At 48.2% G+C, this 25,318-nt stretch carries 27 protein-coding genes; 7 read left to right on the forward strand and 20 right to left on the reverse strand.

Features of this window, described 5'->3' with window-relative positions; translation table 11 throughout:
* Window position 1: 1 nt before the first annotated feature.
* The 14 genes from hisA to SPSYN_RS00760 form a co-directional block, all read right to left on the reverse strand.
* Entirely contained in the window at window positions 2–733 is a 732-nt protein-coding gene (gene hisA, locus SPSYN_RS00695) for a 1-(5-phosphoribosyl)-5-[(5-phosphoribosylamino)methylideneamino]imidazole-4-carboxamide isomerase (RefSeq protein ID WP_161820587.1), read from the reverse strand.
* Window positions 727–1,338: an imidazole glycerol phosphate synthase subunit HisH gene (gene hisH / locus SPSYN_RS00700; protein WP_161820588.1), complete on the reverse strand. Its 612-nt coding sequence runs from the start codon at window positions 1,336–1,338 to the stop codon at window positions 727–729. The genes hisA and hisH overlap by 7 nt, the downstream gene beginning before the upstream one ends.
* 23 nt (window positions 1,339–1,361) lie before the next feature.
* On the reverse strand, window positions 1,362–1,961 hold the full coding sequence (gene hisB / locus SPSYN_RS00705; protein WP_161820589.1) for an imidazoleglycerol-phosphate dehydratase HisB: 600 nt from the start codon (window positions 1,959–1,961) through the stop codon (window positions 1,362–1,364).
* Between the two features lie 44 nt (window positions 1,962–2,005).
* The gene (gene hisD, locus SPSYN_RS00710) at window positions 2,006–3,322 is read right to left on the reverse strand and encodes a histidinol dehydrogenase (protein ID WP_243152861.1); all 1,317 of its coding nucleotides are present in this window, start codon (window positions 3,320–3,322) and stop codon (window positions 2,006–2,008) included.
* 81 nt (window positions 3,323–3,403) lie between these two features.
* Window positions 3,404–3,715 carry a YerC/YecD family TrpR-related protein gene (locus SPSYN_RS00715; protein WP_161820591.1) on the reverse strand — a complete coding sequence of 104 codons (312 nt, stop codon included), beginning with the start codon at window positions 3,713–3,715 and terminating at the stop codon, window positions 3,404–3,406.
* Between the two features lie 240 nt (window positions 3,716–3,955).
* The gene (gene purD, locus SPSYN_RS00720; RefSeq protein ID WP_161820592.1) at window positions 3,956–5,221 is read right to left on the reverse strand and encodes a phosphoribosylamine--glycine ligase; all 1,266 of its coding nucleotides are present in this window, start codon (window positions 5,219–5,221) and stop codon (window positions 3,956–3,958) included.
* Window positions 5,222–5,259: 38 nt separating this feature from the next.
* The gene (gene purH, locus SPSYN_RS00725; RefSeq protein ID WP_161820593.1) at window positions 5,260–6,801 is read right to left on the reverse strand and encodes a bifunctional phosphoribosylaminoimidazolecarboxamide formyltransferase/IMP cyclohydrolase; all 1,542 of its coding nucleotides are present in this window, start codon (window positions 6,799–6,801) and stop codon (window positions 5,260–5,262) included.
* Window positions 6,802–6,909: 108 nt separating this feature from the next.
* Entirely contained in the window at window positions 6,910–7,521 is a 612-nt protein-coding gene (purN, locus tag SPSYN_RS00730) for a phosphoribosylglycinamide formyltransferase (protein ID WP_161820594.1), read from the reverse strand.
* 33 nt (window positions 7,522–7,554) lie between these two features.
* Complete coding sequence (purM, locus tag SPSYN_RS00735; protein WP_423828263.1) at window positions 7,555–8,610, reverse strand: phosphoribosylformylglycinamidine cyclo-ligase; 1,056 nt, start codon at window positions 8,608–8,610, stop codon at window positions 7,555–7,557.
* Between the two features lie 26 nt (window positions 8,611–8,636).
* The gene (gene purF, locus SPSYN_RS00740) at window positions 8,637–10,070 is read right to left on the reverse strand and encodes an amidophosphoribosyltransferase (RefSeq protein ID WP_161820595.1); all 1,434 of its coding nucleotides are present in this window, start codon (window positions 10,068–10,070) and stop codon (window positions 8,637–8,639) included.
* Window positions 10,071–10,108: 38 nt separating this feature from the next.
* Entirely contained in the window at window positions 10,109–10,813 is a 705-nt protein-coding gene (gene purC / locus SPSYN_RS00745; protein ID WP_161820596.1) for a phosphoribosylaminoimidazolesuccinocarboxamide synthase, read from the reverse strand.
* 51 nt (window positions 10,814–10,864) lie between these two features.
* Window positions 10,865–12,160 (reverse strand): adenylosuccinate lyase, encoded by a 1,296-nt coding sequence (purB, locus tag SPSYN_RS00750; RefSeq protein ID WP_161820597.1) that lies wholly within the window; start codon window positions 12,158–12,160, stop codon window positions 10,865–10,867.
* A gap of 2 nt (window positions 12,161–12,162) precedes the next feature.
* Window positions 12,163–12,690 (reverse strand): 5-(carboxyamino)imidazole ribonucleotide mutase, encoded by a 528-nt coding sequence (gene purE, locus SPSYN_RS00755; protein WP_161820917.1) that lies wholly within the window; start codon window positions 12,688–12,690, stop codon window positions 12,163–12,165.
* A 346-nt stretch (window positions 12,691–13,036) separates the two neighbouring features.
* A complete protein-coding gene (locus tag SPSYN_RS00760; protein ID WP_161820598.1) occupies window positions 13,037–13,861 on the reverse strand; it encodes an RMD1 family protein in 825 nt (274 codons plus the stop codon).
* A 238-nt stretch (window positions 13,862–14,099) separates the two neighbouring features.
* Here SPSYN_RS00760 and SPSYN_RS00765 point away from each other — a divergent pair, with 238 nt between their 5' ends.
* From SPSYN_RS00765 to SPSYN_RS00780, 4 genes are all read left to right on the forward strand, one after another.
* The gene (locus tag SPSYN_RS00765; protein WP_161820599.1) at window positions 14,100–14,372 is read left to right on the forward strand and encodes a YlcI/YnfO family protein; all 273 of its coding nucleotides are present in this window, start codon (window positions 14,100–14,102) and stop codon (window positions 14,370–14,372) included.
* Window positions 14,365–14,751 (forward strand): type II toxin-antitoxin system VapC family toxin, encoded by a 387-nt coding sequence (locus tag SPSYN_RS00770; RefSeq protein ID WP_243152862.1) that lies wholly within the window; start codon window positions 14,365–14,367, stop codon window positions 14,749–14,751. Before SPSYN_RS00765 ends, SPSYN_RS00770 begins: the two co-directional genes overlap by 8 nt.
* 302 nt (window positions 14,752–15,053) lie before the next feature.
* The gene (locus SPSYN_RS00775; protein ID WP_161820601.1) at window positions 15,054–15,269 is read left to right on the forward strand and encodes a helix-turn-helix domain-containing protein; all 216 of its coding nucleotides are present in this window, start codon (window positions 15,054–15,056) and stop codon (window positions 15,267–15,269) included.
* 178 nt (window positions 15,270–15,447) lie between these two features.
* On the forward strand, window positions 15,448–16,203 hold the full coding sequence (locus tag SPSYN_RS00780; protein WP_161820602.1) for a Fic family protein: 756 nt from the start codon (window positions 15,448–15,450) through the stop codon (window positions 16,201–16,203).
* Window positions 16,204–16,353: 150 nt separating this feature from the next.
* On the opposite strand, the gene guaA is transcribed toward SPSYN_RS00780, so the two are convergent.
* The 3 genes from guaA to SPSYN_RS00795 all read right to left on the reverse strand — a co-directional run bounded on the left by guaA (window position 16,354) and on the right by SPSYN_RS00795 (window position 19,275).
* Window positions 16,354–17,895 (reverse strand): glutamine-hydrolyzing GMP synthase, encoded by a 1,542-nt coding sequence (gene guaA / locus SPSYN_RS00785; RefSeq protein WP_161820603.1) that lies wholly within the window; start codon window positions 17,893–17,895, stop codon window positions 16,354–16,356.
* Between the two features lie 64 nt (window positions 17,896–17,959).
* On the reverse strand, window positions 17,960–18,502 hold the full coding sequence (hpt, locus tag SPSYN_RS00790) for a hypoxanthine phosphoribosyltransferase (RefSeq protein WP_161820604.1): 543 nt from the start codon (window positions 18,500–18,502) through the stop codon (window positions 17,960–17,962).
* 77 nt (window positions 18,503–18,579) lie between these two features.
* Window positions 18,580–19,275 carry a hypothetical protein gene (locus SPSYN_RS00795; RefSeq protein ID WP_161820605.1) on the reverse strand — a complete coding sequence of 232 codons (696 nt, stop codon included), beginning with the start codon at window positions 19,273–19,275 and terminating at the stop codon, window positions 18,580–18,582.
* A 151-nt stretch (window positions 19,276–19,426) separates the two neighbouring features.
* Between SPSYN_RS00795 and SPSYN_RS00800 the strand changes: the two genes are divergently transcribed.
* Together SPSYN_RS00800 and SPSYN_RS00805 are read left to right on the forward strand one after the other, a co-directional pair.
* Window positions 19,427–19,747: a nucleotide pyrophosphohydrolase gene (locus SPSYN_RS00800; RefSeq protein ID WP_161820606.1), complete on the forward strand. Its 321-nt coding sequence runs from the start codon at window positions 19,427–19,429 to the stop codon at window positions 19,745–19,747.
* Between the two features lie 11 nt (window positions 19,748–19,758).
* Entirely contained in the window at window positions 19,759–21,069 is a 1,311-nt protein-coding gene (locus tag SPSYN_RS00805; RefSeq protein ID WP_161820607.1) for a DUF1015 domain-containing protein, read from the forward strand.
* A gap of 99 nt (window positions 21,070–21,168) precedes the next feature.
* On the opposite strand, the gene SPSYN_RS16390 is transcribed toward SPSYN_RS00805, so the two are convergent.
* The gene (locus tag SPSYN_RS16390) at window positions 21,169–21,318 is read right to left on the reverse strand and encodes a DUF1540 domain-containing protein (protein WP_161820608.1); all 150 of its coding nucleotides are present in this window, start codon (window positions 21,316–21,318) and stop codon (window positions 21,169–21,171) included.
* Window positions 21,319–21,332: 14 nt separating this feature from the next.
* Window positions 21,333–22,997 carry an ABC1 kinase family protein gene (locus tag SPSYN_RS00815; RefSeq protein ID WP_161820609.1) on the reverse strand — a complete coding sequence of 555 codons (1,665 nt, stop codon included), beginning with the start codon at window positions 22,995–22,997 and terminating at the stop codon, window positions 21,333–21,335.
* 229 nt (window positions 22,998–23,226) lie between these two features.
* On the opposite strand from SPSYN_RS00815, the gene SPSYN_RS00820 reads away from it, so the two are divergent.
* Window positions 23,227–24,006 carry a 2-phosphosulfolactate phosphatase gene (locus SPSYN_RS00820; protein ID WP_161820610.1) on the forward strand — a complete coding sequence of 260 codons (780 nt, stop codon included), beginning with the start codon at window positions 23,227–23,229 and terminating at the stop codon, window positions 24,004–24,006.
* A gap of 6 nt (window positions 24,007–24,012) precedes the next feature.
* Here the strand turns inward: SPSYN_RS00820 and SPSYN_RS00825 are convergent, their stop codons facing one another.
* Complete coding sequence (locus SPSYN_RS00825; protein WP_161820611.1) at window positions 24,013–25,173, reverse strand: SIR2 family protein; 1,161 nt, start codon at window positions 25,171–25,173, stop codon at window positions 24,013–24,015.
* Window positions 25,174–25,318: the final 145 nt, after the last annotated feature.

Below are 25,318 nucleotides of genomic sequence, written 5' to 3' on the forward strand. Positions count from 1 at the left end.
ATTATTCCCCTCCTGCCAGTGCCAGGGCCTCTTTTATATTTACCGTACCGGCATACAGCGCTTTGCCGATAATAACCCCTTCCACACCCAGCGGGGCCAGTTCATTAAGCGCGGCAATATCCTCAATGGTGGAAACGCCGCCCGAGGCAATCACCTTCACCTTGCAGGACAGAGTTAACTTTTTAATAGCCTCCAGGTTTGGGCCTTTTAAAGTACCGTCACGGGAAATATCGGTGAACACAACTCTGGAAACGCCCAATTGATGGATTTCATCGGCCAGCTCCAGCGCATCCTTTTCCGCAGTTAAACCCCAGCCCTCAATAGCAACCTTGCCATCACGAGCGTCAATGCCAACCACGATGGCCTCGCTGCCGAAATGTGCGCATGCCTGGGACACCAGGTCCGGGTTCTGAATCGCCGCCGTACCCAATATAACCCTGGATACGCCCAATCCCAGCAACTTCTCAATTGTGGGCAAATCGCGAATGCCGCCCCCCACCTCTACCGGCATATCGACTGCTTTAATAATTTCCTGAATCGTATCCAGATTCCGCGGTGAACCGGCAAAGGCACCGTCCAGGTCTACTACATGCAAATAACGGGCACCGCTTTCCTGCCATACTCGGGCTACAGCTACGGGATCGTCGGAATAAATGGTCTCGTTTTCCAGTTTACCCTCCACCAGGCGCACACACTTCCCAGCCCGCAAGTCTATAGCCGGAATAATTAACATTTTTCCACCAACCTCCCAAAATTCTCTAGAATGCGCAGGCCCAGGGCGCTGCTTTTTTCCGGGTGAAATTGAATACCGTAAACATTGTCTTTCGCGGCAACGGAGGTAAAATCCATGCCGTATTCGGTAGTAACCACCGTTAATTCTGGATCGGCAGGCTCCACATAATAAGAATGCACAAAATAAAACGCAGCCTGGTCAGGGATGCCCTGGAAAAGCGGGCAGGACTTTTGATAAGTCAATGTATTCCAACCCATGTGGGGAATTTTAAGCCCGGGCGGCAAACGCCGCACCCGCCCGGGGAACACTGCCAGGCCTTCGGTAATACCCCATTCTTCACTGTATTCGAACAACAGCTGCAGCCCCAGGCAAATGCCCAGAAATGGTTTGCCGGCGGCAATAACCCGGTGTATAGCATCCACCAGGCCACGGTTCCTGAGGTTACTCATGGCATCGGCAAATGCCCCCACGCCTGGTAAAACCACCCCCGCAGCTTGTTCCAGCTCCTGTGGGTTCGAGGTCACTTCCACGCCAAAGCCCATTTTTTCAAAACCTTTGGCCACACTGCGCAAATTACCCATCCCGTAATCAACAATAGCAATCAAAAGAAGATGTCCCTCTCTCCCTATTAAAGTAAACCTTTAGTGGAAGGCAAACCCCTTTGAGGGTCTTTTATTTCAACGGCTAAGCGCAGCGCACGGCCTAACCCTTTAAAGGCGGCTTCGATAATATGATGCGTATTATTACCTGCCAGCAGTCGCACATGCAGGGTTAACGCCCCGTTTGAGGCAAAGGCCCGGAAAAACTCTTCCGCCAGTTCGGTGTCAAAATCACCAACTTTGGCCGTCGGCAGCGGCAGGTCATAGGCCAAAAAGGCGCGGCCGCTTAAGTCCAGGGCCACTAAAACCAGTGCCTCATCCATAGGCAGCAGCACATGACCGTATCGTTCTATACCATACTTATCACCAAGCGCTGTTTTTAACGCCTGTCCCAGGCAAATGCCCACATCCTCAACGGTATGATGGGCATCCACGGCCAGGTCACCGCGGGCGTGCAGCTTAAGCTCCATGCCGCCGTGCTTGGCCAACAGGTCCAGCATGTGATCCAGAAAACCCACGCCGGTATTAATCTCCGATTGACCGTTGCTATCCAGGGTCAAACTCAGGGCTATACCGGTTTCTTTGGTTTCCCGGTTGATTACCGCAGTGCGCGTTTTGGCTGTTTCCATTACATCATTCACCCCCTGCCATGGCCGCATGCAAATCGCGCCCGTTATTCAGCCGCGCTGCCCTCATCCTTGCCGCCGGCCAGAGCTGTCAGTCGATACTGCACGGATGCCGCGTGGGCGTCCAGTCCCTCCGTGTTGGCCAGGGTAAGGATATCCTCACCGTCTCTGGCCAGTGCCAGGGGAGAATAACCGATTAAACTGGTTTTTTTCATAAAGGTATCCACATTGAGGGGCGAGAAGAACCGGGCTGTACCACCGGTGGGCAAAACATGATTGGGGCCGGCCAGATAATCGCCTACCGGCTCAGGTGAAAAATGCCCCAGGAAAACAGCCCCGGCACCGGCCACTGAACCCAGCCAGCGATACGGGTCGGCCACCAGCAGCTCCAGATGCTCGGGAGCAAATGAATTAGCCACCTGTACTGCTTCTTCCAAGGTAGCAGTAATAATTATGGCGCCTCGTTCATTAATTGATTTCTCGGCCACCTCACGGCGGTTTAATTTAGCCAACTGCGCGGTGATTTGTTGCTGCACTTTCTCGGCCAGCCCGGCCACCGGGGTCACCAGAATGGATGAAGCCAGTTCATCATGTTCGGCCTGGGACAGCATATCGGCGGCCACAAATTCCGGCCTGGCTGAAGCGTCGGCCACAATCAGTATCTCACTGGGGCCGGCCAGCATATCGATATCCACCACGCCAAAAACCTGCCGTTTGGCCGCCGTTACATAAATATTGCCCGGGCCGACTATTTTATCTACCCGGTTCACTGTTTCCGTGCCATAGGCCAGCGCGGCCACCGCCTGAGCTCCGCCCACGCGGTAAATCTCGGTCACCCCCGCCTCGGCGGCGGCCACCAGTGTATAGGGGTTCACCGCACCACTGCGGTCAGGTGGAGTAACCATGACAATTTGCTGCACTCCTGCCACTGCAGCCGGGATCGCGTTCATCAATACCGAAGATGGGTAAGCCGCCTTTCCTCCGGGGACATAGATACCCACCCTGCTCAGGGGTGTGATTAACTGCCCCAGCACAGTCCCGTCGGGTTGCGGGTCAATCCAGGAATTATGCAGCTGGCGACTGTGGTAACGTTGAATATTTTGAGCAGCTAGACGCAATGCCGCTAAAAAACGCTCACTTACCTTTTGGTAAGCAGCCTTTATTTCAGCTTCACTCACCGCCAGGTCCGAAGGTGTCAAAGCCGTACCGTCGAAGCGGGCAGTTATAGCGCATAATTGTTTATCTCCACCGTCACGGATGGCACCGACAATATCTTTTACCTCATTTTCAACCTTGTCCAAGTCCGCAGTCCTGCCTTGCAAAAGATCGGACAGGGCTTTATCCCCCGACTTGATTATGCGCATCAAGCACACTCTCCTTTAATACATTAAAGCGATAATACATAAAAATATTAAAGCAGTATCAGCCTTCTGTCAACATATATTTTAATCACCTGTATCTTTATGGGTGTGCAGACGGCTCAATACTGTTTTGTAACCGTCCGCGCCATAATACAAAGATCTTTTTACTCTGCTGATAGTGGCTGTACTGGCTCCCGTCTGTGAGGCAATTTCACCGTAAGTGAAGTTACCCTGGAGCATTCTGGCCACTTCCAGCCGCTGCGCCATAGTTTTCAGCTCGGTGACCGTGCATACATCTTCAAAAAACTGGTAGCACTCGTCAATGCTCTCGAGCTGTAAAATAGCTTCAAAAAGCTGATCCAATAAGGGTTCTCGCAATTTACCGGTGTAAGCCACCTTAGTATTCCTCCTGGATTTATTTATACTTTTAGGTTGTTATTTCAGATTAACTAATATGCATTTCGACAGCTTTATAAACAAATCCTTTTTTCCGGTAAAGTATTAAAATGAAAAAGATAAGTTATCATTATCCCGGCAGAAGCCACTTTTTTATATCACCAAAAAAGCCCGATATTCCTTAGCACAGGAAAATCGGGCTCAAAACTTCCCAATCATGTCTTAATGTACTCTAGCAAGCTACCTGTTGATGGCTTTTTCACCAATATCCTTGCGATAGTGCATGCCATTAAATTTCACCTGAGATACGCCCCGGTAGGCCAGTTCGATAGCCTCAGGAATACCGGCTGCCCGGGCGGTTATGCCCAGCACCCGGCCCCCGGCTGTAACCACCCGGCCGTTCTTTAAAGCTGTACCCGCGTGGAAAGCTACCACATTTTCAGGCAGGTCGGCCAACCCGGTAATTTCTTCACCTTTATTGTACGGGCCGGGGTAACCGCCGGAGGCCAGCACTACACAAACACTGGCGCCTTCGTGCCAGCGCAGGTCTACCTTGTTTAATTCGCCCGCGATTAGCGCTTCCATCACGTCAACCAGATCTGACTCCATCATCATCAACAAAGGCTGGGTTTCCGGGTCACCAAAACGGGCGTTAAACTCCAACACCTGCGGTCCCTTGTCCGTCATCATCAGCCCGGCGTACAGCACCCCCCGGTAGGGACGGTCCTCGGCAGCCATACCGCGTACCGCAGGGACCAGGATAGTTTCCAGCACCTGCTGCCGGAGCTCAGGAGTTAAAACAGGCGCCGGCGCGTAGGCTCCCATACCGCCGGTATTCGGGCCCCGGTCATGGTCATATACCTGCTTGTGATCCTGGGCGGCCAGCATGGGCACAACATGTTCACCATCGGTAAAGGCCAGCATACTAACCTCTTCGCCCCGCAGCAGTTCTTCCACTACCACCTGCCGGCCGGCCGCGCCAAATATCCGGTTTTCCATCATATCGCTAACTGCAGCCAGTGCCGTTTGCTCATCCTCGGCCACCACAACGCCTTTACCGGCCGCCAGCCCGTCGGCCTTGATGACGCAGGGTGCAGCGAGCTGTTTAATATACTCCTTGGCCTGGCCGGCATTGTCAAAAACTGCGTACCGGGCAGTAGGAATACCATATTTTTGCATGATTCCCTTGGCCAGCACTTTGCTGCCTTCGATTTCCGCCGCCCGCCGGCGCGGCCCGAATACAGGGTAGCCTTCCTTTTCCAGCGCGTCCACCAGGCCGGCTACCAGGGGCACTTCCGGCCCCACTACAGTTAAATCAATTTTCTCTCGCCTGACCAGGTCAATAATAGCCGGTATGTTGTTGTCCTGAATATCTACGCATTCCGCCAGCCGGGCGATACCGGCGTTGCCCGGCCCGCAAAATATTTTTTTTACCCGGGGGCTCCGGCTGATTTTCCAGGCCAGGGCATGCTCTCTGCCGCCGCCCCCAACGATTAATACTTTCATCGGCGTTTCCCTCCATGCTAATCTACACCGGCACCGGTCTAATGCCGGAAGTGGCGCATACCTGTGAATATCATGGCTATATCATGCTCATTAGCCACGGCAATGGACTCCTCATCGCGTATTGAACCGCCGGGCTGTATAACGGCACTGATACCGGCCTTCGCTGCTTCCTCCAGGGAATCGGAAAACGGGAAGAAGGCGTCAGAGGCCAGCACCGCGCCACGGGCTGCTTCCCCGGCCTGTTCCAGGGCTAGACGGGTTGAAGTGACCCGGTTCATCTGGCCGGCCCCCGCGCCCAGTAATTTTTTATCCTTAACTACCGCAATGGCATTGGATTTAACGAATTTGGCAACCGTCATGGCAAAAATTAAATCGTCCATCTCGGCCTGGGAGGGGGCCCGCTTGGTAACCACTTTTATCTCTTCGGGAACCACCCCTCCCAGGTCAAAGTCCTGCACCAGCAGGCCCCCGTTTACCTTGCGCACATCAAAACGGTCACTGGTCGGTCCGGTCAGTGGGCCGGTTTTCAAAATACGCAGGTTTGCTTTTTGCTGCAGAATAGCCAGAGCCTCGTCCGTATAATCCGGTGCAATCACCGCTTCATAAAAGACTGGTTTCATGGCCAATGCCGTCTCGGCATCAACCACTGTGTTAATAGCCACAATACCGCCGTAGGCCGATACCGTATCACCCTCGTAGGCTCCGGTATAGGCATCTACCGGTTTAGCTGCACTGGCTACCCCGCACGGGTTGTTATGTTTTACCACGACGGCAGTAATGTCACTGAATTCTTTTACTAATTCAAAAGCTGCATTGATATCCAGGATATTATTATAGGAAAGCTCTTTGCCGTGCAGCTGCACAGCGTTGGCAATGCAGGCCCCGGTTACCGAAGAGTCACGGTAAAAGGCTGCCTGCTGGTGTGGATTTTCACCATAGCGCAAGTTTTGCGCCAGCTCATATTTTTTATCCCAAACGGTGGGAAATTCACCGGACGGCTGTTTAAGGCCGGTCAGGTAAGCTGTTATGGCGGTGTCGTAAGAGGCGGTGTGAGCAAATGCTTCCCTGGCCAGATCCAGGCGGAATTGCTCATCAATATTGCCTTTTTGCACCGCTTCCAGTACCCCGGCATAGCGCTGCGGGCTTACCACCACCAGCACATAACGGTAGTTTTTAGCTGCTGAACGCACCATCGTGGGGCCGCCGATATCAATATTTTCAATGGCCTCTTCCAAAGTTACCCCGGGCCTGGCCACCGTTTCCCTGAAGGGGTAAAGATTTACCACTACCAGGTCAATGGGAGTAATGTTATGTTCCTGCAGCTGACTTAAGTGTTCCGGAGTACGCATGGCCAAAATACCCCCGTGCACATTGGGGTGCAGAGTTTTCACCCGACCATCCAGTATCTCCGGAAAACCGGTGACATCAGATATGTAAGTAACGGGTATGCCGGCTCCGCGCAGCGCCTGGGCAGTGCCGCCGGTGGAGACAATTTCCACACCCGCCTGCACCAAGCCACGGGCAAATTCCTCCAGCCCGGACTTGTCTGAAACGCTTATTAATGCCCGTTTAACAGTCATTTTGTGTACCTCCTCTGTTACCTGCGTATTTGTTGGGTAATTTTATCAGATTGTTATTGATAGCACGACAGAAGCAACAGCACCGTCTCTATACTCCTACCCATGCTCCTATACTCGTACGCGCACTCTTCTTCCTTCTACGATTAATTTGTCTTCACAATACAGCTTTACCGCCTCAGGATAAATCCGGTGTTCTTGTTCCAAAATACGCTCCGTCAGCATATCTACGGTATCGTCATCATAGACCGGTACCACCGCTTGCATTATGATGGGTCCTGTATCCATGCCGTCGTCTACAAAATGCACCGTACAGCCGCTGTATTTTACCCCGTAGCGCCAGGCCTGCTCTTGAGCGTGCAGCCCGGGAAAAGAAGGCAGCAGAGCAGGATGAATATTCATGATCCGCCCGGCAAACGCACCCAGCAAGGTCGGGCCCACCAGTCGCATATAGCCGGCCAGGCACACCAGATGCACACCATGCTTCTGCAGAACTTCCACAATATAGAGCTCATACCCGGCCTTGTCCGGATAATCACGCATGTTCACCGCCAGAGCTGGAATACCCGCCTGCCGTGCCCTTTCCAGGGCGTAAGCGTCACTATGATCGCTGATCACTACCGCCACCCGGGCCGGTATTTTTCCTGCCGCGCAGGCATCCATTATGCATTGCAGGTTAGAGCCCCGGCCTGAGACAAGCACGCCTAAATTTTTTCTCTCCATGAGAACTCCCTCACTAAACAACATTACATCAAATTAACACTTTTGCTCAACTAGCTGTACTTTTCTATCACCTTTGACCACCCGGCCGATTATGCGGGCATCTACACCCCGTTCCCTTAGATCATCCAATATAGCGCCAATTTGGGCAATGGGTACTACCAGCACCATTCCAATGCCCATATTAAACACCCGGAACATCTCACCGGTTTCCACCGGCCCTTCCCGGGCGATAACCTTAAACACCTCGGGTACATCCCAGGCATCGGTATTGATAAAGGCCGCCGTACCCTCGGGCAGCACCCGGGGCACGTTTTCCACCAGACCACCGCCAGTGATATGGGCCATACCTTTAATATTATACTTATCCAGCAGCGGCAGCACAGCGGATACATAAATCCTGGTCGGGCAAAGCATCTCCTCACCCACGGTACGATTAAAAGCAGGGTGCACCTGATCCACCCGGTAACCGGCTTTTTCCAGCAAAACGCGGCGGGCAAGAGAAAAACCGTTGCTGTGCAAACCCGAGGATGCTAGACCAATCAGCACATCACCCGGCACAATGGTACTGCCGTCAATAATCTTGTGCTTATCCACCACTCCAACCGCAAAGCCTGCCACATCATACTCTCCGGCCCCGTAGAAATCAGGCATTTCGGCAGTTTCCCCGCCAATCAGAGCACAGCCGGCCTGGCGGCAGCCCTCAGCTACCCCGGCCACAATATCCGCCACCTGCTCGGGATTTAGCTTGCCCACAGCCAGGTAGTCCAGGAAAAACAGCGGCTGGGCGCCCAGGGTAAGGATATCGTTGACGCACATAGCCACGGCATCAATGCCAATGGTATCGTGTTTGCCCGTTAAAAAAGCCAGCTTTAATTTGGTGCCCACCCCATCTGTGCCGGACACCAGCACAGGTTGCTCATATTTGGCAGTATCCAGGGCAAATAGCCCGCCAAACCCCCCGATGCCGGTGAGCACTTCGGGGCGCAAGGTACTTTGCACTGATTTTTTCATCAGGTCCACGGCCCGGTTGCCGGCGTCGATATCCACGCCGGTATCCGCATAGGTCATGGTTTTTTGTTCATTTTCCAAACTACTCTCCTCCAACGGCTCATAATCTATTCTAGACTATACTTGCCGGATTCATGTGGCTTGGCCACTTCCACCGGGTAATTACCATCAAAACAAGCGGTACAAAAACTATCCCTGGAGTCACCGAATATCTTTAACAGCCCCTCCAAGGAAAGATAATGCAAACCATCGGCGCCAATTTGACTGCGAATTTCATCCAATGAAATTTGAGCGGCAATTAATTCCTGCTCATCCGAGGTATCTATGCCGTAGTAGCAGGAACGGGTAATGGGAGGTGAACTGAGACACATATGCACCTCACGCACTCCACAGTCCCGCAGTAAAGTAACAATTTTATGGCTGGTGGTACCCCGCACGATGGAGTCGTCCACAATCACCACCCGTTTGCCGTCCAGCAACTCCCGCACCGGGCTGAGCTTTAGGCGCACCGCCAGATCCCGCATATCCCGGGTAGGCTGAATAAATGTACGCCCGACATAAGGGCTTTTTATCAAACCTTCTTCATAAGGGATGCCGGACCTGTCGGCAAACCCACGGGCTGCAGCATTGCCGGAGTCGGGCACCGGTATCACCATATCGGCCTCCACCCGGTATTCCTCCGCCAGTACCCGACCCATTTCCCGGCGTACCCGGTTGACGTTAAAGCCGTCGATGATACTGTCCGGCCGGGCAAAATAAATATATTCAAAAATACAGATAGACCGCCGGCGCGGCTGTAAAATTTGAAAAGACTCCAGCCCGTTTTGGTCGATTATGATAATTTCTCCTGGCTGCACGTCCCGGAGCAGGGTAGCGCCCACAGTACCCAGTGCTGCGGATTCGGAAGCCACCACATATCCGTTATCCAACCTGCCCAGGCATAAAGGCCGGAACCCGTTGGGATCACGCAAGGCAATCAGTTTATTCTCCGTAAGTATGACTAGCGAATAAGCGCCTTTGATATCAATCATGCATTTGGTGAGGGCATCTATCAAATCGCCCCGGTTGGAACGTGCAATGACATTAACAATAACTTCACTGTCTGTGGAGGATTGGAATACCGCACCGCCTGCCATTAACTGTGAACACAATTCAGTAACATTAGTTAAATTCCCGTTATGGGCCAGAGCCAGCATTCCTTCGGCGTAACGGAAGAGCAGAGGCTGAGCATTAACCGCGTGGCTGGCCCCGGTGGTGGAGTAGCGCACGTGGCCGACGGCAATACTCCCTTTTAGTTGGCTCAACTGTTCTGTGGAAAATACCTCGGGCACTAAACCCATACCCTTATGCAACTGAACTCTTTTACCGTCAGCGACGGCTATACCGGCGCTTTCCTGACCACGGTGCTGCAGGGCGTAAAGCCCATAATAGCTAAGCCTGGCTACATCACGCCCCGGGGCATAGATACCGAAAACACCACATTCTTCTCCGGGTTTGTCTAATAATATTTCACCTGGCAATTCAGGACGATATTTTCCCATTTTATCTCCCCCAGATGTTTATAACTATGTGGCGACTGTTATTTCGTTAAACGGCGATACACTTCCTGGTAAGCTTCCTCCACGTTACCCAGATCACGGCGAAAACGATCCTTGTCAAGTTTTTCCCTGGTATGCTTGTCCCAGAACCGGCAAGTATCGGGTGATATTTCGTCGCCCAACAGCACCTCACCTTTATGCAGCCCGAACTCCAACTTAAAATCCACTAATTCAATATCCCGCTCAGCCAGGTGAGCCAGCATTACCTCATTGACTTTTAAAGCAGTTTCCCTGATTCTAGCCATTTGTTCCGGTGTAGCCAGTTTAATGGCCTGGATATGGTCGTCATTGAACAGCGGGTCGCCCAACTCATCGTTTTTATAATAATATTCCACCACTGCTTTTGGCAGCGTGGTTCCCTCTTCCAGACCCAAGCGCTTGGCCAAACTGCCGGCAGCGATATTGCGCACAACCACTTCCACTAGAATAATCTTCAGCGCCTTGACTACCATTTCAGTGTCCGACTTTTCTTCCACAAAGTGTGAATCAATGCCTTTATCGGCCAGCATACGGAAAAAGTAAGCTGAGATGCGGTTGTTCAAAGAACCTTTGCCGACAATGGTGCCTTTTTTTAACCCGTTAAAGGCAGTAGCGTCGTCTTTGTATTCCACCCAGTAATAATCAGGGTTATTGGTGCGGTATACTTTTTTGGCTTTTCCTTCGTAGATTTGTTCCAGTTTTTCCACTATAATATACCTTCTTTGCAAGTTTATCCTAATGAGGTTTGCTATTAAATATTACAGGCCAAACCGCTTATATATATCATCAACATGTTTTAAGTGGTAACAATAATCAAATATTTTATTTATTTCTTCTTTAGATAAGATGGCGGCTACTTCCGGATCGTCCAGCAGCAATTGCCGGAAATCCTCCCCTGTCTGCCAGCACTGCATAGCATTGCGCTGCACGAGTTCGTAGGCTTTTTCCCTGGTGAGCCCGTGGTCTTCCACCAGGGCCAGCAGCACCCGCTGTGAAAAAATCAGGCCATGTGTCTTCTCCAGGTTCTTTTTCATATTCTCCGGGTAGACCAGCAAATTTTCCATTATATTAACGAATTTATACAGCATATAGTCCAGGGTGATGGTGCTGTCGGGGAAAATCACCCTTTCCACCGAGGAATGTGATATGTCACGCTCATGCCACAACGCCACGTTTTCCATTGCTGCCAGGGCATTGCCCCGGAGCAATCGGGCCATGCCGCTGATCCGCTCCACAGTAATCGGATTGCGCTTGTGAGGCATTGCCGACGAGCCTTTCTGGCCTTTTTTAAAGTGCTCTTCGGCCTCTAAGATATCAGTGCGCTGCAGATTTCTAATCTCGGTGGCGAATTTTTCCAGAGAGCAGCCAATTACGGCCAGGGTGGTTAAAAATTCGGCATGCCGGTCCCTCTGAAGCACCTGCGTAGAGACTAGAGCCGGTTCCAAGCCGAGACCGGCACAAACGTGTTGTTCCACCGCGGGGTCGATATTGGCGTAAGTACCTACCGCCCCGGAAATCTTTCCCGCACTGATGGTGGCTATGGCACTTTCCAAACGTTTAATGTTGCGCTCGGTTTCCGCCACCCAGAGCAGCATTTTTAAGCCGAAAGTAGTCGGTTCGGCGTGCACCCCGTGGGTGCGCCCGATCATCATGGAATAGCGGTGCTCCTTGGCCTTACTCAATAACACGTCCCGCAGTTGATTCAGGCGTTTAAGGAGCAGCCGGCCCGCTTCCTTGATTTGCAGCGCCAGAGCAGTGTCAAGCACGTCTGAAGAGGTCATGCCCAGGTGGATATACTTGGCAGAATCGCCAACATATTCACCAACGCAGGTGAGGAAAGCAATCATATCGTGGTTGGTAACCGCCTCAATCTCGTCAATGCGCTCCACGGTAAAATCAGCTTTTTCTTTAATTTCCCGCAGCGCCTCGGCCGGCACCACGCCCATTTCAGCCAGCGCCTCACAAGCGCTGATTTCAACATCCAGCCATTTGCGGTACTTGTTTTCCTGTGACCAAATGGCTCCCATTTCAGGTAAAGTATAACGATCAATCAAGTTTACTTCCCTCCCCTGGCATTAAGATACCCGTCAATACCCAGCTCGTGCAGCCGAGTTGATTTTTCGTCCACCTGCCGGGCCATTTTCTCCTTATAATCTATTATTTTGTCCCGCACTTCCGGTAAGCCCGCGCTTACTACCTGGGCTGCCAAAATACCGGCGTTTTTGGCTCCGTTAATCGCCACCGTAGCCACCGGTATCCCCGGGGGCATCTGCACAGTGGCATACAGGGCGTCCACCCCGTTTAAGGCACCGGAAGCGATGGGGACGCCGATCACGGGCAGCGGCGTGTGCCCGGCAATAACGCCTGCCAAATGGGCCGCCCCGCCAGCACCCGCAATAATAACCGCCAGACCCCGGCCGGCAGCCTGCCGGGCATAATTAGCTGTTTTTTCCGGCGCCCGGTGCGCGGAAGAAATCAGCATTTCCCAGGGCACACCGAGTTCGTCTAATATATCCGACGCCTCGCGCATTACCGGCAGGTCGGAGTCACTGCCCATCACAATACCCACCAGTGGTTTATTCATATCCATCTGCCTGTCCTCCTTATGGAATATATGTACATAATTATCATACCCCGTCACACAGACAAGTTATATGTCGATACCCACAACAATAAAAAAGCCTGGACGGATAGGTTTACCGGAGTGAAACCTAACCGCCTGGGCTTTTATCCCGACCGGTGTAGCCGCACACGGATTAGACCCGTGACTGCCTGTATCGCTTGGACCAAACCACCGCCCAAAAGCTGTGTGGAACCCTAGATACACTTTCTCTCAGACTGCTTATTAATTTTAAATGGTGTTCAAGTTAATATTAACCTTGTATTTTCAGACAGTCAAGAGTAACCATTTAAATGTAACCAGTTATTGGTTAGGCAAATTCAAATAACAACATCAGAATCACCTCAACAACGATAAGTATAACAATCACCCATTCAACAAATAAGCCGCGCATGGCATTGGTTATAGTAGATAATCCATCGATGATCCCTTTTAAGATTTCCGTCTTACTTTTTATCACTTCATACCGGTCATTCAACTCAAAAAAATACGACATTTTTTCATAAAAATCTGCAGCATCGGTGTTGGTCCAAGTGATTCCCGGTTTATCAAGAATCATTATATAAGCGATGGTGTTATATTCATGCCGGACAATTTTTGAAATAATCCTGGCCAGTTCCCTGTTGCCAATGTTCAATTTACCCATCTCTAAATTGTCAATTTTACTCTCCAGCTCATCAAGTATGATGCTCAACTGCTCTTCCGTTCTTTTCAGGGCTGCCGATTTTGCAATGACAATTGAGGTCAGCAAGGGATAAAATGATTCAAGCTTGGGTATCCGAACATAATCGTCGGTAAACACAACTTCCTTACCACTGGCCAGATGCAGCGCATAGTCTTCCTGAAATTCAGTATAGTTTTTAAGATCTATATCTATTTTTATATCTTTAAGAAATTGCATAAATATTTCATTGTGCTCCCGGGTTGAATTAATAAAAACTACACTGCCAAAAGAAAACAAAAGTATCTTCTCATCTTCTCCCGGGCATTCTCCGATTATTTTCTCCAGCAACCGTTCCTGAAGAATAAGCGGTTCTTCCCAGATATACTTTTTTTTAATGCCGCATTCTCTGGCGATTTTGTTCAGGTCGATTTCCTTTGCCACGGCATAAGTTTTAAAGGTAAGTTCATTCATGAAAACCATTCCCTTTATTTTTTGTTTTTTATCGAGTTGTCAAACCAAAATGCTTGTTAAAATATGGCTGTTTCCATTTTAACACTAAACCAAGTATTCAAAACACGTTTTATTGAGTTTATAGAATACAAAGATATAAAAAAACAAAATCAGCTTTTATAAATCGCCATTTAAAGCCTTGTAAAAAATCATAATATGTATATACTAATAACAAAATACATATATACAAGGTGATAAAATGGAAAAAACAAAATTAACACCTATTAGATTTCCTATCGACCTTTTAGATGATTTAGATAAATATGTTAGCGAAGGAAACAGGAGTAAATTCATTATTGATGCCACGCGAAAAGAATTACATAGGGCAAAACAAAGAAAAGCTATTCAAAAAGCATCTGGAATACTTAATCAACAGGATTATCCCGAATTTAATACATCCGAAGACACTGCAAGCTGGGTGAGAAGGTTACGTGAGGAATCTGATGCAAGGAGGCGAGACCTGTTTGAGTAACGGTTTTCTATTGGATACAACAATCCTCATAGATTTATTCAGGGGGCGTCGTGAGGCAATTATATTTCTTGATCAGTTAACTCAAGAAGGGTCTCTTTATATTTGTCCAATTGTAGTAGCAGAAATTTTTTCAGGTATCCGTTCAGAAGAATTCCCTAGAGTTGAGGAGTTTTTTAAAGCTATGAATTTCTGCCCTATCAATTACAACACAGCAAAAAAAGCCGGTACATTCAGACGACATTTTCAGAAAAGGGGTATTACCCTCAGTATATCCGATACCCTTATTGCCGCCACCGCCATTGATAACACGTTAACATTGGTGACAAAGAATGTGCGTCATTTTCCGATGGAAGAGTTGGATGTTATTGAACATTTGTAAATGTAACAAAGTGTTTCGTTTAAGCAGGTAAAACAAAAAGGGAGTATATGCAGATGCATCGTCTTCATCTATCGTGATTATGTACTTCATTCATCCGGTTAAATCCTCTTTAACGTCTCTCATTTCTTATCGCCACCTTACTAGTTGCTTTGTACTATAAGCACTATGTTTTTGTTTATAATATAAAGATATATGTTTATGTGGTCAATTGAATTTTAAACGTTTCTCAATAATAAGCAAACACCTAAGTTGACTATATAAATATATTCGTTTATAATGAGAATATTGAAAGGGGTGGTGGTATGTCAGTATCTGAACAGCTTAAAATCCTTTGCGTAAAGCTGAATATCAGCGTTTCTGAGCTAGCCCGTTTATCTGGGAAAAGCCCCCAGGCCTTCAGCCAGAAAATGAAGCGCGAAAGCTTCACGGTTGATGAGCTAAAGCAAATCGCGGAGGCTTCAGGCTGTGAATATGTAGGAGCCTTTGTCATGCCTAGCGGCGAGAGGGTGGAATACTAAATTGTGGGTGGTTCTTATATAGGTAACAGCAAGAACTCTTATAGATGCGCTGCATGCGTTGAGAGGTTTAGTCACAATATCAAAAGACAGCTATCCTGAAAGCAAAGGCTGCAAAAGAACAAACATTCTGCGGGCTTCTGGGCGAGCTTGAAACAAATCTGTTATAGGGTGTGATGAAATGACGATATATGAAAAAATCGACCGCTGCCATGAGGCTATCGGTGCAGTTCGCCCCTTTGAGGGTCACATGCTGGAGCAGTTGAAGGACTACTACCGGATTGGCCTTACCTGGTCGAGTAACGCTATTGAGGGGAATACCCTGACCATCAACGAGACAAAGGTGGTACTTGAAGACGGTCTGACAATTGCCGGCCGGCCACTCCGGGATTTCTACGAGACGGTTGGTCATGGCAAGGCTTATAATTTCATGTTCACCTTGATAGGGAATCGACGCATTTCTACGGCAGATATAAAAGCCATGCACCGCCTGTTCTATAAGGAAATTGACGAGGAAAACGCTGGCGTATGGCGAAAGGAGCCGGTCGTAGTTTCCGGGACTGATTATGTGTTCCCGCACCCGGACGAATTGGAGAAACGCATGATGGAACTTGACGCCTGGATCACAAACGAGCGGGGAAAATATCACCCTGTAACTTTTGCAGGTCTACTCCACCTCAAATTCGTAAATATCCACCCATTCATTGATGGGAACGGCAGGACGAGCCGCCTCATTATGAACCTTGCGCTCATCCAGGATGGCTACCAGCTGGCTATCGTACCTCCGGTGCTCCGGGCAGAATATAACGACACAATCCGCCAATATCAAATTAAAGGTACGTCTAAACCGTTCTGTGATTTCATAGCCGAGCGAGTGTACGAAACTCAAAAAGAGATTATGCGCCTTTTTCACATCCCGCTTCCGGAACTGAAATAGAAAAGGCGGGGACCCCGAAATGGCATACCCCGCTATTTATCGATTAAAGCCGTCTCAGGCCTGTGGCGGCTTTTGTTATTATGTTCTGATATTTAATATTTGCTTGGAAATAAAACCATTTATTTACTGGATTCAGAGGTATTTCAACTTCTATTCCCACTCAATAGTGGCCGGAGGCTTTGAGGTAATATCATAAACAACCCGGTTAATCCCGCTCACCTCATTGACAATGCGACAAGAGATACGCTCCAGCACATCATAAGGTATCCTGGCCCAGTCGGCAGTCATCCCGTCATGGGAGTAAACGGCCCTTATGGCCACTGTATGGGCATAAGTACGCTCGTCGCCCATTACACCGACGCTGTATAAATTGGGCAGCACGGCAAAGTACTGCCAGATTTCCCGGTTCAGTCCGGCTCGGGCGATTTCACCGGTGACAATGGCGTCGGCTTCCTGGAGCAGCGCTATTTTATCCGGGGTAACCTCACCCAGTATGCGCACGGCCAGACCCGGCCCGGGGAAGGGCTGGCGCCACACTATCTCGGCGGGCATGCCCAGTTCTTCACCCACCAAGCGCACTTCGTCCTTAAACAGCCAGCGCAGCGGTTCAATTAGAGACATGCGCATATCCTCGGGCAGTCCACCCACATTATGGTGGGATTTAATCACAGCCGCTGTGGCTGTTCCGCTTTCCACCACGTCGGGGTACAAGGTTCCCTGCACCAGGAAATCGATTTCGCCAAGTTTGGCTGCTTCTTCCTCAAATACCCGGATAAACTCCTCACCGATTATCTTACGCTTGCGTTCCGGATCGGTTACACCCTGCAGTTTGGTTAAAAACCGCTCCGATGCATCCACATAAATTAAGTTAATATTGAAGCTGTCACGGAAGAAATGCTGTACTGCCTCAGCCTCCCCTTTACGCAACAGCCCGTGGTTCACAAATATACAGGTCAGCTGCTCTCCAATGGCCTGGTGCACCAGTACAGCGGATACCGAGGAGTCCACCCCGCCGCTTAAGGCGCAAATCACCTGCCGGTTGCCCACCTGTTGCTTGATTTCCGCCACGGTATGCTCAATAAAGGATTCCATTGTCCAGCTGCCGGTACAGCCGCAGATATCATATAGAAAATAGTGCAGTATATCCAGTCCCTTGGGGGTGTGCACCACTTCCGGGTGAAACTGCACCGCATAAAGACCGCGTTCTTCATTTGCCATCGCGGCCACCGGGGCATGAACGGTGCGAGCCAGGATACTAAAACCGGGTGGGGGTGCCTCAACCAGATCACCGTGACTCATCCAACAATGATCCCGCTCGCTCATACTGCCAAGCAGACCGCTGCCGGGCACCACCTCAAGCTCTGTTTTGCCGTACTCCTTCTGGCTGGCCCGGTTAACCTGGCCGCCCAGTTGCAGCGCCATCAACTGCATACCGTAACAAATGCCCAGAATAGGAATATTTAAATCGTATATTGCTTTGTCGACAACCGGGGCACCTGATTGGTACACACTTGACGGGCCTCCGGAAAATATAATGCCCCGCGGTTTTTTGGCCTCCAATTCAGCCAGCGGGGTGTTAAAAGGCAGCATCTCACAAAAAACATGGCCCTCGCGAATGCGACGGGCAATTAGTTGGCTGTATTGCCCGCCAAAATCGAGGACTATGACCATCTCCCGTTCGGGTATAGACATTTTTATATTTCCTCCCCACAAATCAATTCCTGTGGTACTAATTTAATATAGACTATATTAAATACTACTTACTTCGATAAATTTCCTCTTTTAGTACATATATTTCAGGCAAATTCCGATACTTTTCATTATAGTCAAGACCATAGCCCACCACAAAATGATCAGGTATAGTAAAGCCATTATAATCCACAGGTACGTCTGCTTTCCGCCGGGAGGGCTTGTCCAGCATGGTGCAAATACGCACGCCGGCCGGGTTGCGAGCCTTTAGGATTTTCAGCAGGTAGGTCAGGGTCAGCCCTGTATCAACAATATCCTCAACAATGAGCACATGCCGGTTTTGAATGCTCTTATCCAGATCCTTTAATATACGCACTACACCGGTTGATTTGCTTGAGGCCCCGTAACTGGATAAGGCCATAAAATCTATGCTCACGTCGATACTTATAGCCCTGATTAAATCGGCCATAAACACCGCGGCACCTTTTAAAATTCCAACCATTAAAAGATCTTGGCCGGCATAATCCCTGGAAATTATACTCCCCAGTTCATGTACCTTGTTATCAATATCCGCTCTCGAAAACAGAAGTTTTTCTACATCCGGGTGCAATATTAATTCCTCCTAATATTAAACCTGGACTATTATAACAAGGCTTTAAAAAGATTGTCAATCTACCGAACCCGATGTTACATTTTTGGAGGAACAATTGTTATTTGCTTGCCGAAATCCCACATTTGCAAAGTGATCTCCAGTTTATCCTTTTTGCCATTTTTACCGGTAGCCTCAATATGCGCTTTTTTAATCACCTGCTCGTTCGGGAGAACCCAAACCTGGTAGACAAAATCATCATAACTTAATTCCATTAATTCATTTTGTACTATAGGCTTAAATTCCAGCACCCTGAATTTATCGCCATCAATTTCTTCGGCATCCATTTCTTTAATGAAGGGGACTGCTTTGAAATTTAAATTGCCCAGCGGGTTAAACTCAGTAACAAAAAGATCGGACTCGGCCATTTTGTTGCCCTCCAAGCTGGTCCAATTATCAGACCAGTAACTCCTCAGAAAGGTTTGCTCACCGGTATGGATAAATTCCACCGGCATATCCTGCATGGTTCCTTTGATATGGATGCTATCCGGTGCCACCCGCTCACCCTTAACATCCGAGATAACATTACCACCCATTTTTACCTGCATACTAAAGCGAAATGAAGCAGTGTTAAGAGTTTTTTCCATAGCCGAAGCTAAAAGCTCCTCCGGAGGCACAATAAATTTGGCATAATAAGCTCCGCTAATTTTATAAATTCCGAACAGCAGGCATACTGCCAACAATAACCCCAGCCAAATCTTTTTATCCATTACCAGCCAAACCGGTTTAGTCAATTTATTCACCCCTTTATGCAAACAATACTAACTGTAAACTATACGAAATTAACCACGCAAATATTCCTTTTAGCACAGCAATCCTGTTTTTTAAATAACAACTGTGGTAAAATATGAATGTTTTTAATTCCATTAGGGAGTGCTTGGCAGGTTGGATATTGAGGAAATGCAAAGAGCAGTAGATAGCTGGATCGGTCAGTTTGAAGAAGGTTACTGGCCGCCGCTGGCCATGCTGGCCCGTCTTACCGAAGAAGTCGGAGAACTGGCCAGGGAAGTTAATCACCGTTTTGGTTCCAAGCCCAAAAAACCGGAAGAACCGGAAGGCGATTTGGAAATGGAACTGGCGGATATATTATTTATTGTTATCTGTTACGCCAACTCACTGGGCATTAACCTTAACGAAGCATTTGTTAAAATGATGGACAAATACAAAACCAGGGATTCTAACAGATGGACAAGAAAAAACATATAGGAGGGAAAAAAATGGCCACCATCACTCCATTTCAAGGCCTTCGTTATGATGAAAAAAAAGCCGGTAACATCAAGGAACTGGTAACACCACCCTACGACGTAATCGACGCCGACGCCCAGGAAGGATATTATCAGATTAACCCCTACAACGTTATTCGCCTGGAATACGGTAAAATTACACCCTCCGATAATGATATGGATAACCGCTACACCCGGGCAGCAGATTTTTTCCGGAAGTGGCAGAGCGAAGGTATCCTAAAACCGGAGGACCAGCCGGCTATTTACCTTTACCAGCAGCAATTTGATGTGGATGGTAGGACAATGGTGCGCACCGGGATAATATGCCGGGTCAAACTGGAACCGTACGAAAATGGCGTGGTTTTGCCACACGAAGAAACCATGCCCAAGCATAAAGCCGACCGGCTGGCTCTAATGAAAGCCTGCGGGGCCAACTTTAGCCCAATATTCGGGTTATACACCGACCCGGAACGCCAGATTGACCGTTTGCTGCTCAATGCAGTACAAAATACTCCCGGCAGCTTTGATTTTACTGATGAGCATGGACTTGGACACAGGCTCTGGGTCATCACCGATCAAGCACTGGTCGAGCAAGTGCAGCAATTAATGCAGGAGCAGCGCATTTTTATTGCTGATGGTCACCACCGGTACGAAACTGCGTTAAATTATGCCCTGCAAAATCCCGACAATATTGCTGCCGGTTCAATTATGATGACTCTGGTTAATCTATATGACCCCGGTCTGGTTATCTTACCCACCCACCGGATGGTTGTGGAAAGCAATGTGGACAAGCAACAACTGCTGGCGAATTTACAGGAGGACTTCGCAGTAGAAAAGATTACTGCCACAGACGTAGGTCAAATTACTGAATTAATGAATCGTTTAGCAGAATTTCAGGGCAATGGCGGCACCGCTCACCGCCAGGTCTTCGGACTGTATACGGGGGAAAACACATATTATACATTAACCCTGCATGATGAAGAGATTATAAATCGTAAAATGCCCGCTGAAAAGTCAACTGCCTGGCGCCGGCTGGATGTATCGATTTTGCAAAAACTAATCCTGGAAAACCAGCTGGGTATAGATATGCAGACTGTGGCCGCCGGTGATGTAATCAAATACACCCGGGACGCCCAAGAAGCAATTCAAGCGGTGGATCAGGGACAATGCCAGATGTCCTTTTTAATGAATCCCACACTTATTGCAGAAGTTACCGAAGTAGCCACCAATGGGGAAAAAATGCCGCAAAAATCAACCTTCTTTTACCCCAAGCTGATCACCGGTTTGGTAATCAACAAGTTTTAATTTACAAGACAACTTAATTCCAAGGCCAAAGAAGGGGACAGAATACCCGTACCTGTCCCCTTCTAAAATCATTTCAACTGCAGAAAAAAGCGGTTAGTGTTAGGGTATTGGACGATAGTGTCCGCACAATGAACGGTCAGCCTGACGGTTAGGATAATTGCTTCGCAGTTTAACAAATACTTTGGATGCATTACATTTCATTTGATTATTAAAACGGCAATCTTCGATGAAACAATTTACCCTGCTCATATCAGTACCTTCCTTCAATAGAATTTAGATCTGATGATCATCAGCAGTAACCAGAAGCCCAATATCCCGGCAAATACAAAACCTATCTCCGCCAGCGGAATTCCCCAAAAAGTAATCCTGTCTTTTATCAACCACGATGAACTAATCACTATCGACCCCACGATAATACTGTACACAAGGCGGTTTACCATAGTGTTTAATTTTAGAAGCGCCCGTCCAAAATCAGGGTTCTCCGCCTTTACTTTAATTTCCCCTCTGGTGAGCAGTTCAATAATTTGTCCTAACTGCCCGGGCAGGCGGGTAAAAAGCATATGGTATTCGTTAATATTATCCCGGAAAAACGTTCTTATACTCTCCTGGCTGAACCTGTTCCGCAACAGTCTTTGTCCCAGCGGCTCAACTACTTGCACAATGCTGATCCCGGGGTCCAGTTGAGTGGCTATACCCTCGGTAATGATTAAGGCTTTCATTACCATACTAAACTCAACGGGCACCTTAATCCGGTGTCGGTAGGCCAGGTCCATTATGTCCCCCAGCGACTCGGCTGCACTTACCTGTCCCAGGGGAACCTGGTAATATTTTTCTCGCAGGTGTTCGATATCCCTTCTTAATTGGTGCATTTTAACATGAGCCGGAACTACACCCAGACTCATAATAGCCTTTAATATTTTCTCGGAATCCTTGTGGAGCAAACCAAATACAAGATTGATAATTTTCCCCCGCAACTCGTTTTCCAGGTAACCCATCATGCCAAAATCCAGAAAAGCAAGTTTCCCGCCCGGCATTGCCAATAAATTACCGGGATGCGGGTCGGCATGAAAGAACCCGTCCATAAGTATTTGCTTCAGCATGGCTTCCACCAAACGGCGGGCTGTTATCGCAGGATCATGGCCCATTGCAGCCAGGTTGTCTTGGTCCGTAATTTTTACGCCGTCTAAAAACTCAAGAGTAATTACTTTTTTGGTTGTGTAATCCCAGTACACATTAGGGATGATAACATACTTCTCGTCAGGAAAATTTAAGGCCAGCGTTTCAGCATGCCTGGCTTCCAGAATAAAATCAAGTTCCTCCTGAAGAATATGTTCAAACTCTTCCACCATCTCGGTAAATTTATAAATCTCTCCCCAGGAAGTATGTCTTTCAGCGAGTCCGGCCAGATCATACAGAATTTCCAAGTCAACTTCCATCTTAGCCCGGATACCGGGCCGCTGAACCTTTACAGCCACCCGGCAGCCGTCAATCAACTGCGCCTCGTGCACCTGACCTATGGACGCGGAGGCCAGTACCGTCGGATTAAAATAACTAAATATTTGAGATAGCTTCCGGCCAAGTTCCAGCTCAAGAAGTTCTCTTATTTCCGTAAATTTTGCCGGGGGTACTTGATCTTGTAATTTTTCCAACTCTTTGATATATACCGGGGCAAACAAATCCGACCGGGTGGAAAACAGCTGGCCAAGTTTGATAAAGGTTGGGCCCAACTCCTCCAATACCATGCGAAGACGTACTGCTTTAGTTTCTTCGGGAAGGTTATTAGCATCCTTTGGCAGCTGTCCCGTCGGAAAAAATTCCGCCATCCCCAGACTGTTCAGCAAATAACCAAAGCCGTGCTTAACCAGCACATTGGCTATTTCCCGGTAGCGCCGGAAATGCTTGTACCGCTTTTGCAGATGCAACCGCAAAAACACACCCCCTACCACAGGCTCAATTTATATAATGCCTGCATATGCAAATTACATACTTTCACCATAAGCATAACACAGATCAATAACACAGGCGCTAAGATGAATAAGATAAATTACAGATGCTTTAAAGGCACGGGTATATGAGAACTATGGAGAGTGAAAGGCCCTAATCTTACGGGTGCATATAATACAATAGGGGTATGATCTGAAGAAAGGATGAAGCGTTTTGCAGGTTAGTTTAATACCCGTGGCCACTGCTGCCAATCCGGATGTTTTGCATGAAACCACAACGATTGTATTTGATGTATTGCGTGCCACCAGCACCATCGTAACAGCGCTGGCTTCAGGTTACCGGAGAGTCTACCCGGTTGCAGATGCCGGTACTGCCCTGGTCATGGCTCATAAGCATGGTTTTGTGCCGGCCGGTGAGCGGGGAGGAGATAAAATTGCAGGTTTTCCCCACGGTAATTCACCGCTTGAGTTTATCGGCGGCCCGAATGTGGGCATTAGCAACGATGCACAAAAATGCAATGTATTAATCCTTACGACAACCAATGGCACAAAAGCTATTCGCTGGGCTGAATCTGCCTATAAGGTGTTCACAGGCTCTCTGCTTAATGCCCGTGCTGTAGCCCAGGCTGTCCTTCGGGAAGGGCTGGATGTCAGTTTGGTATGTGCGGGTACAGGGGGGCGCTTTTCACTTGAAGATACCCTTGGTGCAGGGTTTGTTTTTATGGAAATAATGAAGCACCTCAACGGAGAAGATAGTAGTCGGCTAGCTGCCGGCATGGCTGTAGATGACCTGCCCATAGCGGCATATGAATTGGCCCGTTTTTATTATCATGATCCTCTGTCCGGGTTGATGGCTGGACGTCATGGCCAAAGATTGCTGCGCCGGGGATTGGAGGATGACCTGCGCTGGTGTGCACAGCTTAACCGGTATGATATAGCACCGGTTTTATCCGGGGAATTTATTACCACCGGCAATGACTATACCAAGCAATAATGCTTGTTAGTTATGCCTCAACATATCAATAACCTTATCATAAAAGGGCCTGTAATTTATTCTGTCGCTGAAGCTGCCGTCGTTAACCGTTAATATTTCTTTTACCAAAGATTCATGGCCAAGAAATTCAGCAAATGATAGTTTGATAAATTGCACATTATCAGTTAATGCCAGGTAATTATATTTTAATGTTTTGGATTTACTATTATTTATAACTATTACTTCTTGACCATGGATTAAGCTTTTTTTAAACAAAGCTTTAAAATGAACATCGGCATCAGGAAATGAATAACCTACAAATACCACTTTCTTACATGATCTAATTTCCCGCATAGCTTCGCTGAGTATTTGTGAAATCACCGGGTGAGAAATTTTTTTAATATGTGACGGTGGAATAATCAGTGTTTCAAATTCGGAGGCATCAACCGGGCAATAATGTTTTGCTGAACCACCTTTGTCATTACCATTATCCTTGTCAAACAAGTCTATCTTGGTATCCCGGGGAGTAAGCAGAACTTGCTTGCAGCAATGGCAATATTTCCAGTTTAAACTGCCGTGACCCTTCATTATTTTCATAGAGGCCTGGTTATTCCGATAGTACTCAGGTTGTTTTGTTCCGGCAAAATCATAATTCATTAAATGCAAAGCATAATCGATGTTACTCCTGCCGCCATGCACCATGCTAAAGGCATCTTCCAGCAGAGTATCATAGTTTAAGGTCAGAATAGCAATATTGGGGTTATACCGGTATATAGCTTCCCAAAAGGCACAGTATGTCCTGCTTTGTTCATTTGATTTTACGCTGATCACATAATGAATTAGCTTAATCAGACCTTCTTTAATGGCACGAATCCGGGCATTGGGATATTGGGCACTTAAATGCTCGTCCTGGCTGATGAAGTAATCTAAAAAGCCGAATACAGTTTCCAGTGTGGGATATATTGGAACCTGATTATCCCAGGCAAAGTTATCTGCGATAAATTCTGTAACAGATTGACCGGTTTTTGAGTTCCGAATGTCCAAAAGCTCACCGGACATGATGAGTGGCAGTATATCTTTCTGCAGCGGAGCACCATCTGCATAGGACGCTCCGGCACCAAATACAAATACTACATCCCGGCCCTTGATTTGCTTGTAACTTTTTGAACCGTTTGAATTTATTTTCATAACTAATCACCGGTAATGACCACGATAGAGTCGAATAGCTCTATCCTTTTTGTTTATAAAACCACCAACTTTGCCGGTGGTTTTTATACGTCAATTATTTCAGTTTTGTTGTTTGTTTATACCGTCCACTCAGCGTTTATAGCAT

The organism is Sporotomaculum syntrophicum, from assembly GCF_009932395.1.
Classification (GTDB): Bacteria; Bacillota; Desulfotomaculia; order Desulfotomaculales; family Desulfallaceae; genus Sporotomaculum; species Sporotomaculum syntrophicum.